General features: G+C 57.9%; 12 protein-coding genes. 5 read left to right on the top strand and 7 right to left on the bottom strand.

The window, feature by feature from the left end:
- Window positions 1-2: 2 nt before the first annotated feature.
- The 4 genes from lepB to MWL89_RS01125 all read right to left on the bottom strand — a co-directional run bounded on the left by lepB (window position 3) and on the right by MWL89_RS01125 (window position 4,958).
- Window positions 3-578 carry a signal peptidase I gene (gene lepB / locus MWL89_RS01140; protein ID WP_244411423.1) on the bottom strand — a complete coding sequence of 192 codons (576 nt, stop codon included), beginning with the start codon at window positions 576-578 and terminating at the stop codon, window positions 3-5.
- Window positions 579-1,008: 430 nt separating this feature from the next.
- The gene (locus MWL89_RS01135; protein ID WP_244411422.1) at window positions 1,009-1,626 is read right to left on the bottom strand and encodes a cytochrome c3 family protein; all 618 of its coding nucleotides are present in this window, start codon (window positions 1,624-1,626) and stop codon (window positions 1,009-1,011) included.
- Between the two features lie 126 nt (window positions 1,627-1,752).
- Window positions 1,753-3,321 carry an FAD-dependent oxidoreductase gene (locus MWL89_RS01130; RefSeq protein ID WP_244411421.1) on the bottom strand — a complete coding sequence of 523 codons (1,569 nt, stop codon included), beginning with the start codon at window positions 3,319-3,321 and terminating at the stop codon, window positions 1,753-1,755.
- A 254-nt stretch (window positions 3,322-3,575) separates the two neighbouring features.
- Window positions 3,576-4,958 (bottom strand): response regulator transcription factor, encoded by a 1,383-nt coding sequence (locus tag MWL89_RS01125; protein WP_244411420.1) that lies wholly within the window; start codon window positions 4,956-4,958, stop codon window positions 3,576-3,578.
- Window positions 4,959-5,316: 358 nt separating this feature from the next.
- On the opposite strand from MWL89_RS01125, the gene MWL89_RS01120 reads away from it, so the two are divergent.
- The 3 genes from MWL89_RS01120 (at window position 5,317) to MWL89_RS01110 (ending at window position 9,851) form a co-directional block, all read left to right on the top strand.
- Complete coding sequence (locus tag MWL89_RS01120; protein ID WP_244411419.1) at window positions 5,317-6,777, top strand: helix-turn-helix domain-containing protein; 1,461 nt, start codon at window positions 5,317-5,319, stop codon at window positions 6,775-6,777.
- 199 nt (window positions 6,778-6,976) lie between these two features.
- The gene (locus MWL89_RS01115; RefSeq protein ID WP_244411418.1) at window positions 6,977-8,527 is read left to right on the top strand and encodes an FAD-dependent oxidoreductase; all 1,551 of its coding nucleotides are present in this window, start codon (window positions 6,977-6,979) and stop codon (window positions 8,525-8,527) included.
- A 250-nt stretch (window positions 8,528-8,777) separates the two neighbouring features.
- Window positions 8,778-9,851 carry a Fic family protein gene (locus MWL89_RS01110; RefSeq protein WP_244411417.1) on the top strand — a complete coding sequence of 358 codons (1,074 nt, stop codon included), beginning with the start codon at window positions 8,778-8,780 and terminating at the stop codon, window positions 9,849-9,851.
- Between the two features lie 108 nt (window positions 9,852-9,959).
- On the opposite strand, the gene MWL89_RS01105 is transcribed toward MWL89_RS01110, so the two are convergent.
- Together MWL89_RS01105 and MWL89_RS01100 are read right to left on the bottom strand one after the other, a co-directional pair.
- Window positions 9,960-11,045 (bottom strand): molybdopterin-dependent oxidoreductase, encoded by a 1,086-nt coding sequence (locus tag MWL89_RS01105; protein WP_102379642.1) that lies wholly within the window; start codon window positions 11,043-11,045, stop codon window positions 9,960-9,962.
- Between the two features lie 15 nt (window positions 11,046-11,060).
- On the bottom strand, window positions 11,061-12,722 hold the full coding sequence (locus tag MWL89_RS01100) for a molybdopterin-dependent oxidoreductase (protein ID WP_244411416.1): 1,662 nt from the start codon (window positions 12,720-12,722) through the stop codon (window positions 11,061-11,063).
- A gap of 287 nt (window positions 12,723-13,009) precedes the next feature.
- Between MWL89_RS01100 and MWL89_RS01095 the strand changes: the two genes are divergently transcribed.
- Window positions 13,010-14,614 carry a response regulator transcription factor gene (locus MWL89_RS01095; RefSeq protein ID WP_244411415.1) on the top strand — a complete coding sequence of 535 codons (1,605 nt, stop codon included), beginning with the start codon at window positions 13,010-13,012 and terminating at the stop codon, window positions 14,612-14,614.
- Window positions 14,615-14,647: 33 nt separating this feature from the next.
- On the opposite strand, the gene MWL89_RS01090 is transcribed toward MWL89_RS01095, so the two are convergent.
- A complete protein-coding gene (locus MWL89_RS01090) occupies window positions 14,648-15,880 on the bottom strand; it encodes a CapA family protein (RefSeq protein ID WP_244411414.1) in 1,233 nt (410 codons plus the stop codon).
- A 486-nt stretch (window positions 15,881-16,366) separates the two neighbouring features.
- Between MWL89_RS01090 and MWL89_RS01085 the strand changes: the two genes are divergently transcribed.
- On the top strand, window positions 16,367-18,166 hold the full coding sequence (locus MWL89_RS01085) for a molybdopterin-dependent oxidoreductase (RefSeq protein WP_244411413.1): 1,800 nt from the start codon (window positions 16,367-16,369) through the stop codon (window positions 18,164-18,166).
- The last annotated feature ends 5 nt before the right edge of the window (window positions 18,167-18,171 follow it).

Here is an 18,171-nt window from a genome sequence, read left to right as displayed (position 1 = left end):
TGTTAGATGTTTCTCGTTCTCATGACAAACACTGTTTTTCCAACAATGATGTTCTCCTTCACGGGGCCGTACATTCTGCTGTCGAGCGACTCCGCCCGGTTATCGCCGAGCAAAAACACTTCGCCCGGCCCGAGCGTAACGGGGAAATCGATGCCGCCTTCATAGAGAAGCGTCTCTGCACCCGTGCTGCCGACATTGCCGCTGATGCTTCGCTCCTGCTGCAGCTTGCCGTTTATCTCAAGGCCCCCCTCGGTTATGTTCACGGTATCTCCTCCAACGGCTACCACCCTTCTGAGCTGGATGTTCTCTTCGTACTCGACGGCAACGACATCTCCGGAGGTGTAATCGTGATCCAAGCGGTAAAACAGCAGTAAATCGCCGCTTTTCAGGGAAGGGTTCATCGAGTTGTCCTCCACTTTCGCAATGCCAAAAACGAAAACGAGGGCGAGAAGAACCACGAGCGCAACCAGTGCAACCTTGAGTATCAAGTACAGCACTTCGAGCAGGAATTTATTGCGTTTCGGCTTACGCCGCGTCCGCCGATCGGCTTCCCCGCTTTCAGTGCCTGTCGTTTGCATAGTGGTGCCGTCCAGTTCAATCACCCTTCGAAACCAGGAGCCGAGAATGCCGGGCGACGGCTAGCGGGAGCAAGCTCTCTGCTTCTTCGGGTGCCTATATTAGTAATAAATTACAATATTAGTAACCGGTCTACCCCTGCTGCAGGCAAACCGTGGTGGGCGTATCGAAGGAGCGGAGCGCTCTCGCTCTCAAACTCAGTGTGCTTCCGTTTTATGGAATCCGAGTATACCTATCTAAATGGTAGGAAGATACTTAATTATGCAATTCCTTACCTTCTTCACAAAAGATAATGGGAGGGATCATCGGATAGGATTTTACGGAAACACCTCTCGCCCAATGCATGGCGAAGCCCCGGCCAGGTTACCGACCGGGGCTTCGCCATGCGTATGCTTATGTACCAGAGGTTGTCCGAGAAATCGAAAGTGCCTTCTATAGACTCACTCCGCCGACGGTCCAGCCAAGTTCGGGGGCCATCGCAGCCGCCTCTTCGTGGCATTGCCCGCAATACAGGTCGGAAGGCCCGTGGGCGCTGTGGCAGGTGCCGCATGCGATATCGCCGTGGCGATTCTGGTGGGGGTTGAACGCGAGGCCGTCGGTCAGTGCCTCGAGTCCTGCGCGGTCCATGTCGTGGCACGCCTCGTTCAGACAGAAGGTTTCGTCGTACTCCATCTTCGGAAGCGGATCCTTGAAGTCGCCCGACACCCATTTGATGCCCTCGGCTATCTGCTCGTCGATCTTCGGCTCGTGGCACTGCAGGCAGGTGTAGCCCTCCTGCGCATGGGCTGTCACCATGAGCGATTCGTCGCCCGACTCGTAGCTCTCGACGTAGGGGTCCATGGGGCTGTGGCAGATCGCGTTGCAGAAGGCGGGGCTCTCGTGCCACACCCAGAACCCGGCGCCCGCGGCCACGAGCACTACGGCCGCCACGCCTGCGACGACGGGCCACTTCTTGCGCTTCTTCTTCGCGACGGGCTCGACCTGATCGTCTTCCAATATGGCATCGCTGCCGCTCAACGCCTCGTCGGCGGCTGTTTTCTCGTCTTCCATTGCGTCCTCCTATCGGGATTGTTCACGTTCAGCGGCTGCGGGACCGTCGGGCAGCTCCGACGGTCCCGCATGGTTTCCCGTCATGCGAGGGGCACGCGGGGGCACGCGAACCGCGGGTGGTTGCTCCTACGCTTCGTCCCAGTTGTCGAGCTTGGCCATCTCCTGCACGCACTTTCGACCGAACGACATCGAGCCGCCGAAACTGCAGCCCGAAGCGTTGATGGGGCGTCGCGTGCCGGGCACGATGCCCATGTTGCAGAAGTCCGAAATGTTGCCCGCAAGATACAAGCCGGGAATCACGTTGCCGAACACGTCGACCGCCTGCAGGTGATCCTCTTGCCAGCGCTTGAGCCCGCCGTAGGTGGAGCTGACAACGCTTGTGGTCTTGAAGGCGTAGTACGGGGGCGTCGTCAGAGCGACGGGCGCCGCTCCGGTCCCGGAAAGATGCGCGCGGCCGAATGCGCTATCGACACCCGTCCCTTCAATATCGGCGTTGTACTGGTTCATCGTTGCAACGAACGCATCGGCGGGAATGCCCATTTGCGCAGCGAGATCCTCGAGCGTGTCGGCCTGTACCATAAGCCCCGTCTCGATGATCTTGCTCATCGAATAGTATCCCGATTCGTTTTCGGAGCAGGCTTCGGCAATGGGTTCGTCCCACACTTGCCAGCAGATGTTCTCGGGCTGCAAAAGCAGTTCGGACCAGACGTTGGTATAGCCCTGCGCCTCGTTGACAAAACGCTCGCCCTCGAGGTTCACGAGCACGGCCCCCTGGTGGTACATCGCGCAGGCATCGCCCGTCTGCCCATCGGGATTCTGTACGGTAAGCATGCCGCAGTAGCTCAAATGGCGCGGGTCGGCGCCAAGAGCCATCGCCATCGTGATGCCCTGGCCGAGCTGGCCGAGCGACCCGTTGAACACCGTCATGTCCTCGACCGCGGGTCCGAAGTTCCACTCGTTGAGCATAGTCTTGTTGCGTCCGTATCCACCCGAGCACAAGAGCACTGCTTTTTTCGCCTTGAGGTATTGGGTGGACCCGTTCTGCTCGATCTCGACACCGAGTATGCGCTTGGTCTCGGGGTTTTGGATAATGCGTGTCACGAGGGTGTTCAGGCGAATATCGGCACCCGCAGCCTGCGCATTTTGGTTGAGCGTGTTGATAAGCTCGCCTGGAGTCACATGATGCTCGCGCGGACGGGAGTGGCCGTTCGATTGCAGAAGGCCCGATGCTTCGAACACGACGCCCATGCTGGTCAGCCAATCGTACATATCGCCGCCGTTGAGATCGCACAACATGCGCACGTAGCCCTCGTCGTAGTCAGTGGCAAACCATGCGCACAAATCCTCGAACATCTGGTCGGGAGAATCGTCGATGCCAAGCTCCGCCTGCAGCGGCGAACCCGGAATGGCGATACCGCCGTTGCAGATGGCGCTGTTGCCGCCGACCATCGCCTGCGACTCACAGATGATAATGCTCACGCCCTGCGTCTGCGCCTCGATGCCCGCAGCAAGACCGGCACCGCCCGCCCCGATGGCAATGATGTCGGCTTCGTCGTCCCACTGCTCGGGAACTCCCGTGCCCGTCGATGCCGAAGCCGACGCCTGACCCGAGCCGCACCCGGCAAGACCCGCCATTGCCGCCAAACCCCCGACGGCGATGCCGCCTTTAATGAAATCGCGACGATTCAGTTCCATAGTAGATTCCATCCCTTCTTGCTTCCTTGGTTTCTTCTATCGGCTCCACCAAACGGACTCTAAGCCGACGGATGAAGCGATGGCCGAACCATAGCAGCAGAGACAAAACGCCCTGTACCCACGAACCGTGTGTTTTTCGAAACCCCATCCACACGAAGCGGGGGGATGGATGCGTTTTCGCAGATGGATTGCTTTGTTTCCAAGAGCACCAAAGCGGGAGTTTCCCAACCGCCAACGCGTTGGGCAACGGGCGATCAGATTGCAAGCAGGTCGAGGAGCTCTTGGCGATTGTGGACATCGAGTTTCGCGTACAGCGTTTTCGCATACCCGCGAACGGTGTTCTCGGAGATCATGAGATGTTCGGCGATATAGCGCTTCGAGCGCCCCTTGCAGATGAGCTGCATGGTTTCGAGCTCTCGCTTGGTGAGCCCGTGTTGGTCGGCGAGCACCTCGCATCGGCGGTCTATCCTGTCGAAGTCTTGCAGGGGAACCTCATCGGGGTTCCCTTCGGGAAACAGCCGTATGTCGGCATCGTCCTTGAAGTTGAAAACGACGACGGTGCTTACGGTTAAGAGAGCGATCAGGTTGATGATGAACGAGTCGGAATACGTGTTGAACGTTCCAAGCTGATCGGCTAAGACCATACCGACGCTCAACGCGATCACATACGGCGCAAACCCAGCGCCGAATACGACGAACGGATGAAGGGAGGTGCGTGGAGCGAGAGCGCACAAGGAGAAGAACAGGAGGATGACCATCACGTAGCGCGCGAAATCGAATACGACGAACGACACGAATGCACTGTCGCGGAAGTTCGACGCGACAACCATGGCGAGCAGGACGAACGCCATGGCGATCTGGCAGAGAAAGCTGATGCTTACCCGCTTGTACGAATATCGGATCAGGGCGAGGAACAAAACGGGGAACGCGGTCTTGATGATCAGGTTGACGCCGATGTACAGCAAATCGCTGTGGATTCCCTCGTTGTTAACCCTGAACAACCCCATGACCAAGCCGTACACCGCAAGCTCAATGACGACGAGAACGAGTCCGGTCCTTTTCTTCGATATTGGTTCTTGCGTCGACTTCGCCGGTTCCTCCGGCTGAATGTGAGCCTGCGCCTTTCGGCACATGAATACCGCCAGCAGGGGCAACGGCGCGGTAAGGACAAGGGGCACGTCGAGGGGAAGCACTTCGAAAGGAAAGCGGATCGCCGGTACAAGCGCAAACGAAACGAGCAGGTAGCTCGCCATCCTCTTCAGGTCTATCGTGCTGAAGAGAGCGGCATACTGCAGGTAGCACCAAACAAGGCCCGACCCGCCAAGCACTGCACCGATCGGCAGCGCGGCAGCTCCCAATACGCTTTCACCGTAGCGGACGAGAAGCGGCGCAAGGCACATAGCGCCTGCGAACAACCACGAGAGCGACCGAGGAGACCCACCGCCGTTGCCCCTCATCCTGAAAAACGCGATGGCGGAAACAGCAGCGGTAACCCCTTGGGCCACGTAGAACACCTCGAAGGAAACGGGAGCCGACCGGTCGAGCGTCTGCAGCATGAACCATAGCCATATCTGCGGACACACCAGCCCGAGAAACCATATGTCCTTGGCGATTTCGCGAACCAACCGAAAATTCAAGCTCGACCCCTTTCGTCCGTCACAGTATACAGGGAAACGTGAGGATGCCGCTCGAAAGCGCAGAGGGCGGCGGGAGCACCTTCTGATGCACGACAAAGGGACCCCTGGGTAAAACCATAGATGCAGATCGGCAACTGTACCCTGTTGCACAACAATACTAGGCACTGGTCGACGATTGTTTGTTTGCCAATCCCCCGTTCCCAACCACTGCGTTTCCTTTAGCACTCCTGATTCCGGTTTTAGAAACACCCCATCCTCAGAAACACCCGCTTCAAGAAAGCGTACACACCGAGCTTATCCGATCGCATGTCCGCAAACAAAGTACGAACGAGCCATACGCCGAAACCCCTATGTTACAATGCCGAGCAGCCATCAAGCAGACGCGTGGTCAGGAGGAACCATCAAGCTGCTTTCCAAGAACAAACATCTTGCTTCGCTCTTTTGCGCACTCGGGTTCAGTATTTACTGGACTTGGCTGCTGTTCGTCCTGCTCACAGGATTTTTCTCGAGTGCCCAATCTTCCCCCGTCTTCGACAGTGCATGGTTTTGGTCGACGCTCGGCCACATTGCCACCCTCGCCATGCTCGGTGCCCTGTCGAAACAGTATTCCCCCTACTCGAACAATAGGGCTATCCTGTTCGGATCGCCGCTTGTATCCATGCTCGGGTTTGCCATGATCCTTTACGCGAACGTTCTCGGCAGCGGATTGAACGGTGCTTTGATTTTCGGTGCCATAACCGTCGGGGTCGGAACAAGCGGGCAGCTTGTCTGTTGGTGCGAACTTTATTCGTCGCTCTACAGCAACAACAAGAAGCGCCTGATCCTCTCGATTGGCGTCATCGTTTCAGAAATCGTCTTTCTCGCTCTTGCCGTGCTCCCGCGGCCGGCAATGGTCGCCTCACTCTTTGTCTTACCGCTACTGTCGGCCCTCTGCGTGCACCTCGGCCTGAAGAAAAGCACTATCGAACCGCACAGGGAAAGCTCGGATGAGGGGAGGCTCTCTTTACGATTCGCTCTGTTCTGCCTTGTGTATTCCATACCTCTCGGGTTCTTCCAGGTAAGATTTTTGTTCGGCTCAAACGATACCGTCTTGAGCTGGGTCACGACTATTGCTTTCTCGTTCGCATTTCTTCTGGTCATTGTTGCGATCGATGGTTACATGGCGAGCAAGCGCGATACCTCGCTCATCCCGAAAACGGTCATCCCCTTTGCAATCGGGGGGTTGCTCCTCATTGCTACGTTCGGTGATGAGCGGGCCGCCGTTTCGGGAATTCTCGTATACTCCGCACAGCAGCTTCTCACCATACTGCTCTATTCCGAGTTTGCTAAAATCGCTCACAACGGCCGCACGAGTCCGGCAAAAATCTTCGCACTCGGCGTATGCCTCACTGACGGCGGCTTCATCCTCGGCATGCTCGTCGGCGAAATATCCATCACCTTTCTCGGGAGTTTCTACCTCGAATTAACGCTTGGCGTCGTGTATATCGTCGCGTTGGCCGGCTTTTTGCTCCTATCCCGGTTTCCCTCGGAATCGATTTCGAACGAAGACGACACAAGCGGCCGAGCAAATGCGAAAGCACCTTCAAGTTTGTCGACTGCCATGCAGAGCAAAATCGATCGAGCCGTAGCCGAGTATTCTCTCACCGTTCGCGAAACCGAAATGCTCAGCTACATACTCCGCGGAAAAAGCGTCCCGGCCATCGCTTCAGAGACGTACCTTTCGCGCAATACCGTCAAAACGCACATTGTGCACATCTATCAGAAAATCAACGTGCACAGCCGCGACGAACTCATTGCCTTTATCGAGAACCTCGACTGACGTCACTTTCGTAAACGCAGGTCAAAGCTATATCACCTCATTTGTATGAGACAAAAAACGCCTCAATGGTATGAATACGGCCTTCTTGTTGCACGGCATAGTTCTCGGTAGACCCCATTCGGAAACGTCTTGCGGACATACAACCGACCGACGCTTTCGGACGCATCGGGAAGAGAACAAAGAACAAGAAGGAGCGAACATGAAAAAGGGAATCGACAGAAGGCAGTTCGTGGGGGGAGCCGGCATTCTCGCTGCAGCTGGCATGGTTGGCATGCTAGCTGGATGCTCGCAACCGCAGGCAAACGGAACCGGCGGCGATAAGGCAGTCGACACCCAACCGGCCCCGCAGAACATCAGCGAAACGCATGATTGCGACATTCTCGTTATCGGCTCGGGCGCAGCGGGCCTCGCCGCTGCCGTGCAGGCAAGCGAGCTCGGGGCAAACACGATCTGCATCGAAAGCCAATCCATACCCGGCGGCAACATGAACGGCGTTGAGGGATGTTTTGGCGTTGGCTCGCGTATGCAGCAAAAGGAAGGCATCGACGTGGATCCCGGCACAGTTATCCGCCTCGAGATCGAACAGAGTCAATACCGCTGCAGCGGTCCGGGATACGTTGACATGGTTCACAATTCCGGCGAAAACATCGACTGGCTTTTAGACAATGGCGTCACGTTCGGACAGGTTGATGTCGACAAAGGCGACATTTTGGTATTCCACCGTTTCGCGAAAGGATCGGGCGGCAAAGACTACGTTCCCGCAATGGTGGCAGCAGCCGAGAAAAACGGCGTCACGTTCCTGTACGACACGGAAGGAACGGGGCTCATAAAAGCAGACGACAGATCGATAGTCGGAGCGTACGCCGAAACAAAGAGCGGCGGCACGATTCAGATCAACGCCAAAAGCGTTATCATCGCTACGGGCGGCTTTGCCGACAACGAGGAATACATGGCTGCATGCGGACTCGAACCCCAAAGCTATGTGATCGGCGGCGTTCCCGGTCACGACGGCTTAGGCCACCAGATGGGCATTGAAGCCGGCGTGCGCGACAACCGCGGCAATTCGGCCATGCTTGCCGCCCTCAAAGTGCCCACCACTCCCGGCTACTACGAGAACGGCAAGTTCGATTTCGTCATCGGCGTTGCGGCTCCGTTTGCCGTTTGGGTGAACGAAAAGGGAGAGCGTTTCATCAACGAGGATTTCACCGCCGTGAACGCCATGTCCATGACGTTGCCCATCTGGCGCAACGAGCGGACGTACATCGTGATGGACACGCCGATGCTGAACGCGTTCCTGAATGGCGACAGCGATGCGCAAAAGCAACTCGAAGACGCCATCGCAGAAGGCGAAATCCTACAGGCCGATACCCTCGACGAGCTCGCCGTCAATGCGAACATCGACTCCAAAACCTTTGTCGCAACCATTGACCGCTACAACGGATTCGTCGAATCGGGAACCGATCTCGACTATGGGAAATCATCTGAAATCATGATGTCCCTCGAGAGCGGACCGTTCTACGCAATCCACGTGATTCCCCAAGTGAACACTTCCATCGGCTCACTGCAAACCGATCGTACCTTCCACGCAGTGAACGAGGATTACGAGCCGATCGAGGGGCTCTACGTAGTGGGCGTTGAGGGGGCTATGCTCTGGAACAACATCTACACCATCAACGTTTCGGGGGGCTGCAACGCCAACAACGTGAACTCTGGCCGCGTTGCCGCGCGTGACGCATTCGAGAATCTGTAAGCAAAGTACGAATCCCTGAGCCGTCATCGTATTACGACGGCTCAGGGAATTTTCGCCACTACGCCAATTATAGAACATATGTTCTATAAATATGCTATACTTATACCTTGAGTCAAAGCAAGCGCTGCATGCTCACTCATATCACCCGCGCTCACGTTGAAGCAGCCCATGACGATTGCTCCCTGTCGTCACCTTACGCTTGCAAGGCCCTCGTATTGTTCACGCAGAGGAACCGAGGGAGTGCTTTTACATGATATACGACAAAATCGCTGAAACCGACCAATGCGAGTTCAAGCAAGAACTTGAAACGGGAAAACCGAAGAGCTGGCTAAAAACCGTATGCGCTTTTGCGAACGGTCATGGAGGCGTGATCGTTTTTGGCGTGCGGAACGATATCGAAACATACAGCTTCGATATCGTTAAAGCGACCTACTACGACCGGCCGCACAAGCCCTTCGAGAGCGAAGGCTTCGTTTCGTTCGGCCTCGCAACGCGCCAGGGAAAGCTTACCAATGCCGGCGTTTTAATGGCCGACCAATGGATACTCCGACAAAACAGAATATTCTGCACCCGATGGAACGGGCAAACCAAAGCATCTTCGATAAAGGATGCACTCGATGACCACGAGTACGAAGGATGCCTGCTACGATTGTTGAATAGAGGAAAAGATTTCGTCGAGACCCATAACGAAATCGGATGGACGAAAACCCCTGACAGCCGGATCGAAGAACCAAGCTATGCACCGCGTGCGGTTGAAGAAGCGATGGTCAATGCCCTCATCCATCGTGATTATCTCAACGGCGGAGCTGAAGTGACGATCTTCGTATACGACGATCGTCTGGAAATCACTTCGCCAGGCAGCAAAGTCGACGGTCCCCTTCCCCCTGAGGTCGATGTTACAAAAATCACAAGCCAACGGAGAAACCCTATCATCGCCGATCTGTTTCAAAGACTCGGTTTTATGGAGCGCCGCGGAAGCGGCTTGAGAAAGATTCGCGAGGAAACAGCACGGTGCGCAAACTATCGGGAAGAATTCCTACCGCTTTTCATTGATGACGGACAGACGTTTACCGTCATTCTGAAAAACATGAACTACCAGAGCAAAAGTAAACCCGACCAAGTGACCGACCAAGTCAAGAGAATGCTTGATGTTCTTGGCTGCGATTCGTCATCAGCGCTAGAAATAATGGAGAGACTTAGCCTATCGCATCGTCCCTCGTTCCGAACAACGTATCTCGTTCCTGCCCTCAATCTCGGCCTTATCGAGCGCACTATTCCCGACAAACCCAACAGCCGCCTGCAAAAATACCGAAGGATACGTTAGCGGCACCGTGCGCACCCAACACTACCCAAGGTCGCGATCGCCCGTAACAGCGATCGCGACCTTGTTCCTTTCAAGAAGAACCTGGGCGAGCCCGCAGGCTCGAAGCCCTTACGAAACGGTGAACAGGAGCGTCGCCGCGAGAGGCGATACGTTTCCGTCAGCGGTTTTGGCACGCACAGTCATCTCGTAGTCACCCGTCTGCTCGAACGAAGTCGTAAACTGCCAGTTCACCCACTTGTCGGCCGTTGCGCCCTCGGTTTCGCACGTAGTCCAGGTGCGTCCGCCGTCGAAGGTGAACTCGATCGCCGTAATCGGACTGCCCAGATCGTCGGCAACTCCCTCGAAGGTTATCTCGTCGCCCGCGGCGAACGTGCACCCGTCGGCATAGTTCATGATGTTAATTTTGTTGCGGTAGCACGGATCGGCCTCTTGCACCTCGGGCACCGACTCTTCGCGCGTCAGCTCGATATCGGTGATATTGCGCGTGAAATACCGCGCAACCGTTTCGGGCATCCACAGCTGCAAGCTCGAACCTTCGGTGGCCGTGGTCAGCTCCTGCCCGTTTACTTGGTACACGAGCATCGCGTTCTTCTCAAGCGCATAGCGCAAAGGAAGCGGTTGCCCGAAGCCGTCGGCGCCGTAGGCCGTAATCGTGTTCACGCCTTCCTCGAGATCCGCCATCTCCACGATGGAGGAAAGCGGCACGCCGAGCACGGCCGCCTGGCCGAGAGGGGCGCCCGTCGCACACGAGCAGGCCATGAGGGTTTCCTCGCTCGCATCCTCGGCGAGCTCGCTCACGTCTATCGTGAGGTTCTTCTCGATATGGCCGCCCACGTTAACGTAGTAGCTGGCTACCCCCTCGGCATCGGTCGTCAGCTCGACGGCGGGCTTCGAGCACATCGAGGTCAACGCCGCCCCGAATACGTTGAACAGCTCGTCGTTCGGTGTCGTGCCCAACTGGTTGAACACGAAGGTTCCCTGGACGTCCGAAGCCCGTACGTATCCCGACTCGTCTTCCAAATCAAGCCATGATGCATCGATGGTGTTGCCGTTGCTGGTATGGATCGTCCCCTCTGGGGCGCCCGAAGCATCGGCGGCACTCGGGTGCAGAGCGCTCAGGGCGAACCCCGACCCCGATAACAGCAGCATCGCTCCGGCAGCTCCGGCCAGCATTCCGCGGTTTCTTTTGTTCATCGTCATCACCCTCGCTTATTTCTCGTCCGCGGAGGTTGCATCCGCGCTCCGATCGACCTTGATGATCTCGTCGTCGGAAGGCATCTCGTCTTTGGCGTTGACCAGCACCTCGTGCGCTTTGTAGCTCACATCGCCATCGACGGTGGTGCCGCGAACGCTTAGAACGTATGCGCCCTCTTGCTCGGGCGTGAAGGTGAAGTTCCACCAGATCCACTTCGCCGTGTCCACATCGCCGACGTCGTAGGACGTCCACGTTTCGCCGTTATCCATGGAGAATTCGATAGTCTTCATCTGGCGGTCGAAGGCGTCGGCGTACCCGCTGAACGTAAAGGGCTTGCCGTTTTCGATGATGAGCCCCTCGGGAACGTCGCATATGGTGACGTTCGGGCGGTTCACATGTTCTCCTTCTTGGTTGACCTGGCCGCATATGCGCTCGTCCATAACGTCGGACGACACGTGGTATCCGCTGATCTGCTTTGAGAAGATCTGCGCATCATAGGTTTCCTGCCAATGCGTTACCGGGAACCCGCGACGGGCATCGAGGTACTCCCCGCCCATCTTGTACACCAGGTACCCGTTATCGAGGGCCGAAAGGTCGAACCCGCTGCGCGAGGATCCGTCTGCGCGGATCACGCGAACGCTGTTCGTACCTTCCGTATAGCCACCCGCTTTTTCGATGAGCCAGCTTACCGGGATGCCGGTAATCTCAACCTGGCCGATGCCGCCACCGCCGATGGGATTGAGCTCGCACACCATTTTGGAAGGCTTCGTCACCACGACGCCCGCCTCTTCCGCTTCCTTCACCAGATCGGGAAGCTTCGCCGTAAAGGGCTTGTTCACGTTGCCGTCGATGGTGATCTCCCACTCGTCGAACATGCTCTGAGGCAGGTCGATGTCGAGTCCCGCCGGGCTACAGGCGTAGCGCATGTGATCGTAGTATCCGTGGACGAAATCGTAGCTGTACAGCTCGTCCATGTTCTGCACCTTGTCCTGCGTAAGCGAGAATTCGCCTTCGACGTTTTCCACCTTGTTGATGCCCTGCAAAGCCTCGTGCTTCACGTTATCCCATAGCTGCATGCCGTTCCCATCGCCCGTCGAATCGTGGCACGATTGGCACGTACCGAAAAAGCCCTCGGTAAACTTCGGGTTGTTGCGCGTATTGAAATGGATGTTGTGCATAAGCCGTCCGAAATCGTCCCCGTTGTCCCGATGGCATGAGATGCACTGGTTCACATCGCTGTACGTTCCCAGCGCATCGTTGTCGATGACTGCATGCTTGTACTCCATCGACTTTATCGTCGAGTTCAGATCAACATGGCACCCGTTGCAGCCGCGGTTGTCGGCATCGAGGTAAAAGGTGTTGTAGGAAATGGTCCAACTCTGCTGCATCCAGTGCGGGCACTCGTATTCGGTCGGCGTGCGCTGCACCAACTGGCCGTTGGGGTACTCGAGGATCTTCGGGGCGTAATCCTCGGCGATCTGATCCCACTTGTCGTAGTTTTCGATAATGTACTCTTTGCCGGGATACTGCACATCCCCGTCCGGTTCGCCGCCCCGAACTATCTCGTCGGCCGTCGAAGCGGAATCGGCAGCCAGTGCCGGCGCAACCCCGCACGCAACGATGAGCGCGCAAACGCTCAGTATTCCCGCAATCGCGCTCAAGCGCTTTCTTTTCATGGTCTCCTCCTTTTCTCGTCATGTGCGGGTTCGGTATCCATGTACTTCTTCTCCCTTCCTGCTAGCTCACTTCCGCACATGCTTGCGCTCATGGTAAGAACGGACGCGCATGCGCACCATCAACGCGTTCGGGTGAAATGGTTCGACGGGGGTGTTCGGGCATCCCCCATACCGGTTGATATGATGACCTTAAGCCTCACCCCTCGTCGCCTTCGCGTATAATGGTCTCGCCGTGGGGGCGGCATGTCGGATACAGCATGGTGCACGGCAGGGAAAGGGGGAAGGCAATGGTTCGTACGCGACGCATCAACCGTTGCGCTCTTCTTGCCTCCTTGGGGCTGTCCGTCAACCTGATCTGGTGCACGCTCGCAGGCCATGCGATGGGGTTTTCGGCAACGCCCGACGAACTGGGCCTCCCCGTTAATTCCCGGCTTTTCTTCCTGCTCGGCATTTTCGCTGTGGGAGCGGCTTTCGTAGTCGTGCCCCGCATCCTGCGCGAGCACGATCGCCCGCTTACCTACGTGCTGCCGTTCGCCTCGTCGGTCGGTACCGCCTGCTTTGCCCTCGCTGCGCGGCAGAGCCTGTTTCCGCCGGCCGTTCTGGCCGTTGTGGGGCTCGTCGTTTTCGGTATAGGGTATTTCTGGATCGTCGCGCGCTACAACCTCTTGCTTGCAAGAACGCAGACCTTCGCCTGCGCCGCTTGGTGCATCGTTGCAGCGCTCGCCGTCGAATCGCTCGTGCTGCCGTTCTTCGAGGCGTTCGTGCCGCCGATTTTCCAGATAGTCACCGCCATAGCGCTGCCGCTCGTTTCGGCGCTTTTGTTCGAGGGAACGAGGAGGGCCGCCATTGTTTCCTCTGCCGCGGAAACCGATGGTGCCGAAGAAGCCCTATCCGAAAGCCGGGCACGGCGTGCAGGCTTTCCATCGCAACCGCGCACGACGTCCGGCGACTGGAAAAGCCTGCTGGTTCTCGTGATAAGCGTGTCGGTTCTGCTCGCCACGGTTCGATCGTTCAGCTCGATCGGGCTGTGGGGTGCAAGCCCCACAGCGGGCATCGACGTTGCCGTGAGCCTTCTCTGCTGGGCAGGATCGACCGCATTGCTTGCGCTGTTCGCCGCCGTCGCCCTGGTCAAGACGGCTCGATGGAACCTGAAAACGCGCTTCCAGCCGGCCATCCTCGTCGTCATATGCGGGCTTTTCCTCGTTGCAGCCCAGCAATCGCCCGCCGAAGCGAGCGCACCGCTCGTCAACGAGCTCATGAGGCTCGACGATTCGTGCGCCCATGTGCTGTTCTGGGTAGTGGTTATCGCGACCATCGATGCGCTTCCTATGCCGTCGTACCGCGTCGTGGGGATCGCGGCCATCGCCTATGCAGCATGCTCGATGCTGTGGGTGCTTCTCCTCGGCAGCGGTACGCTCGTGAACGGCGTGATCGCACTTGTCATCGTTTATGTGCTCACAGTTGTGGCCATGCATAGTGAATGGCTGGGAGCCGCGCGCGAAAGCGAGGGAGCCGCGCCTTCTCATCCCGCAAACCCCGATCGGCCATCGGGCTTCGGGCAAGCGGGCGCACCCCTCGGCACCGAGGAGCGCACCGCTTTCGCCCATGAGAGAACGGCTTCGCTTTCCGGCAGGCAGGTATCGCAGATCATCACGAATCGCTGCCAGAGCCTTGCCGTAGAGCGCAGGCTCTCCCCGCGTGAAACCGAGGTGTTCATCCTGTTGGCCCAGGGGCGCACGCGCGCGCTGATCCAAGAAGAGCTCGTGCTGGCCGAGAATACCGTGAAGACGCACATCGCCCATATCTACGCGAAGCTCGACGTGAACAACCGGCAGGACATGATGGATCTGGTGCTAGGCGCGTCGAGCGACGGCAAGACCCCGAACGCATAGCCGGCTCGACCCGCCGTTCCCCGAAGCAGCCGTCTACCCCGCCCGCGCGACAACGCCGGAACTGCTGTCGGCTATCTTGCCCTCGATGCGCTCCCTATCGGCTCCCTCGGCAATCGTCGGCTGGTAGTTGTTGCGCTCACTGTCAGACGAGATGAGGCAAGGAATCACCTCGACCGCATCATCGGTTTCGATGCCCTCTTCGCTCAATGTAAACGTCTGCTGGAAGATATAGCAGTCGGGGTCTCCGAGCGTTCGGCTGCCGCCGTAGCAGAAATTGCCCAAACCGTACACGATGTAGCGGCCGTTGTACTTCTCGTAGCCCTGCAGCACGTGCTGGTGCGAACCGGCAACCACCGTCGCACCCGCATCGATGGCGATATGCGCAAGCTCGATTTGCTCGTCGGTCGGATCGTACTCGCGCATGGTGCCCCAGTGCATGAACACGATGATGATCTGCGCTCCCGCATCCTGGGCTGCGTGGATGCTCGTCGTCACCTGATCCTGTATGCCAAGACCGAGGCTCAGCATATTCGCGCCGATCAATGCAACCTTCACGCCTTTCACATCCTCGTAGGCCACGATCTCGTCGCCGAACGCGGTCACGCCCGCATCGGCGAGGGCGGCGAGTGTATCGCCGCGACTGTTCCATCCGTAATCGTAGATGTGGTTGTTCGAGACGGAGGTTGCCTCCACACTGCTGCGCGAGAAGATTTCGGCATAGGACGGATCGCCCTTGTAGGCGTACTCCTTATCCTCGCGCGTCGTTGCCGTGGTGAGTACGCCCTCGCAATTCGCCACCGTCAAGTCATCTGCTTCGAAGATGCTCTTCACGTTGGCGAAGAAGTAGTCGGGGCCTTCCGTATCGTAGATGCCCGTGAAGCTCGAGGCGTAGTCGAAGCTCTCCTCGGTGCCGAGCGTGCAATCGCCCGCAAACGTGATGGTGATACGGGTCGGCTCGACCTCGGGCTCTGGAGCCTCGAACGCCTCTTCGGACACTGCGAGCGAATCGGTGCCCGAAGCAGAACCGCCCGCATGCGGTGCGGCGCTTTGCACCAACGCGTAGGCACCGGCAGCACCTCCGACAGCAAGTACGCACAGCACAAGGAGCGCTATCACCGTCGGCGAGCGGCGCGAGGATGCGCTTCGCGCGCGATACGGCTGCGGCTCGCGAAAGCCCGCTGCTGTCGGACGGCTCGCTCGATAGCCGCCTCGGCGGGGGGTGGGGCGCTTTGCTGGACGCTGCGGAGTCGGCATAGGCAACCTCAAGTAGTAATCCTTGAATCAATTCCCCCTCATGCAGAAGGCTGCATGCAGGGGGATGCTTCTCGCATTCCCATCATATCCGAAATTCTCCGTGGGCACTCGCATAGCTTGGCCAAAGCTGAAAAATTGGTCTCTGTTGCATTTTTAGGAACCTAAAAGTGTTCTAAATCGCATTTTTCAAAACTTAGCAGAATCTCCGACCGCAAACAAGGAGCCGCGGCTAGCGCCGCACAACGCCGGGCAACGTTTTTCGGCGTTTTCCATCGCCGCAGGTCAATCCACATCCTCCGTTTCGACCGATGCCATGTTTTCGCAAATGGTTCGTCTCGACGATGGTGCGGCTTTCCCGCCCACCCTATGCTGGCCGAGCGTTATCTACCGATCGGCCTTGCGCGAGCGCGCGGGGTAGCGGCAGCTGCGGGGTAATTCGAGTACCGCCCGATCGATACGTACGCAAAGCAAGGACGAAGAAGAGAAAGGAAGGGAACCATGCGCACACAGAGCAAGCTCATCGTGGCAACGATGTGCGCCGTGCTCGGCGTTGCCGGCATCGCGGGCTGCGCGCCGAAGGCGAACGAATCGGCAACCGCCAACGAACAGAGCCAGGCGCAGACCGAAGAGGCAACCGAGTATACCGACGAGCAGAAGGCCATCATCGCCGGAGAAGAGGGGGCAACCTACGACAACATTTCGCTCGACGCCTATCCGGGAAAGGATTACCTGGACGGCCTGCACGAGATGTGGGATTCGAAAGCCGAAGAGTACGTGCCCGAAATTCGCACCCTGCCCGACGGGCAGATGGTGCAGCGCACCCCGAGCGAACTCGTCGAGCGGGCGCGCCAGGGCATGACGCCGTACAACATCTACCGCCTCAACAACGACAACCGCGGATGCAACAGCTGCCATGCCGACCTCAACAAGGTGCTCGAGAACCTCTCGCAGACCATGCATCCCTCGCCGAACAGCGAGATCCTCAACGCCGAAATGACCGTGGATCAGTGCCTGTTCTGCCACACCTATTCGCCGGGCTACATCCCCACGCAGTACGAGTTCGGCACGCTCATGCACAACGTGCACTACGGCATCGAATACGCCGACGAGTTCGAAGACGAGTACAAGGGCAACTGCTATTCTTGCCACGATGCGACCAACGACGGCTTGGGCATGATGCTGTGGGATGAAACCAAATTCGAGCGGCTGCGCGGAGTGACCAAGGTCGAGAACGTCGAAGGCGAGTTCTCCATCGATCAGGACACGATCATGGAGCAGGAAGACATGTTCAACATGGACGCCTGGAACCGTCTGTACGATCGCATGCGCTCAGGCGCCGAATACGCCGACACCCCGATGCCCGAAAGCCTCTTCGAGAGCTGGCCCATCACGGTCGATGGCGAAGTGAACGAGCCCTACACCGCCATGCTCCCCGATCTCGTGAAGGAAGCCGAAGATGCGGGCGTTGTGGTAACGAAGGTTTCGAAGGAAGTCTGCAACTGGAACGGAACCGGTGCGGGCAGCGTGAGCAACGTCGAGATTACCGGCATCCCCGTAAGCTGGCTCATCGAAAAGGCCGGCGGATACAAAGAGGGCGTCGATATCAACGGCGTTCGCGTCATGCGCGCCGACGGCTCCTCCAAGCGCGCCATGCCGCTCGACAAGGTCGATGGCAACGAGGCGTTCCTCGTCTACGAGATCAACGGCGAGCGCTTGACCGCCGCGAACGGATTTCCCTGCACGAACTGGTGCGAGGGAGTCGATCCCGAGGTCAACTCCAAGCAGATGAACGAGTACAAGGTGGTCACCGACGCGCCCGACTTCAACGACCACGTGTACGAATTCGAACATCATGACGGCAACCCCAACGGCTGGATCGACGCGGAGGGCAATTGGACGAACAAGCCCAATGCGACCATCCTCGACGTACCCGAAGGCCTCATCATCAAAAACGGCGAACCCTACACGTTCCACGGATACGTCGACGCCTACGACGAGAGGATCGCAAGCGTCGAATTCTCGATGGACTTCGGCAAAACCTGGACTACGTTCGACCTTGGCGAGACCGACGTGAACAAGCTCATCTGGTTCGACTTTACCTGGACCCCGCAGGAAGAAAGCGCCTACTGCCTGCAGATACGCGCAACCACCGAAACAGGGCTTGTAAGCCCGTACACCCAGACGGTCATGGTCAACGCGAAGGACACCATGCCCGAAACCGATGAGACCACCGTTATCGAAACCGCAGCCCTCGTAGCTCCGAAGGCGACCGTCGAAGCTACCAAGGAAGGAGAGTAGGCCCC

Source organism: Raoultibacter timonensis (genome assembly GCF_022845715.1).
GTDB classification, from domain to species: domain Bacteria; phylum Actinomycetota; class Coriobacteriia; order Coriobacteriales; family Eggerthellaceae; genus Raoultibacter; species Raoultibacter timonensis.
The sequence above is the reverse complement of the archived record's forward strand: the minus strand, read 5'-3'. Positions and strand labels throughout refer to the sequence as shown.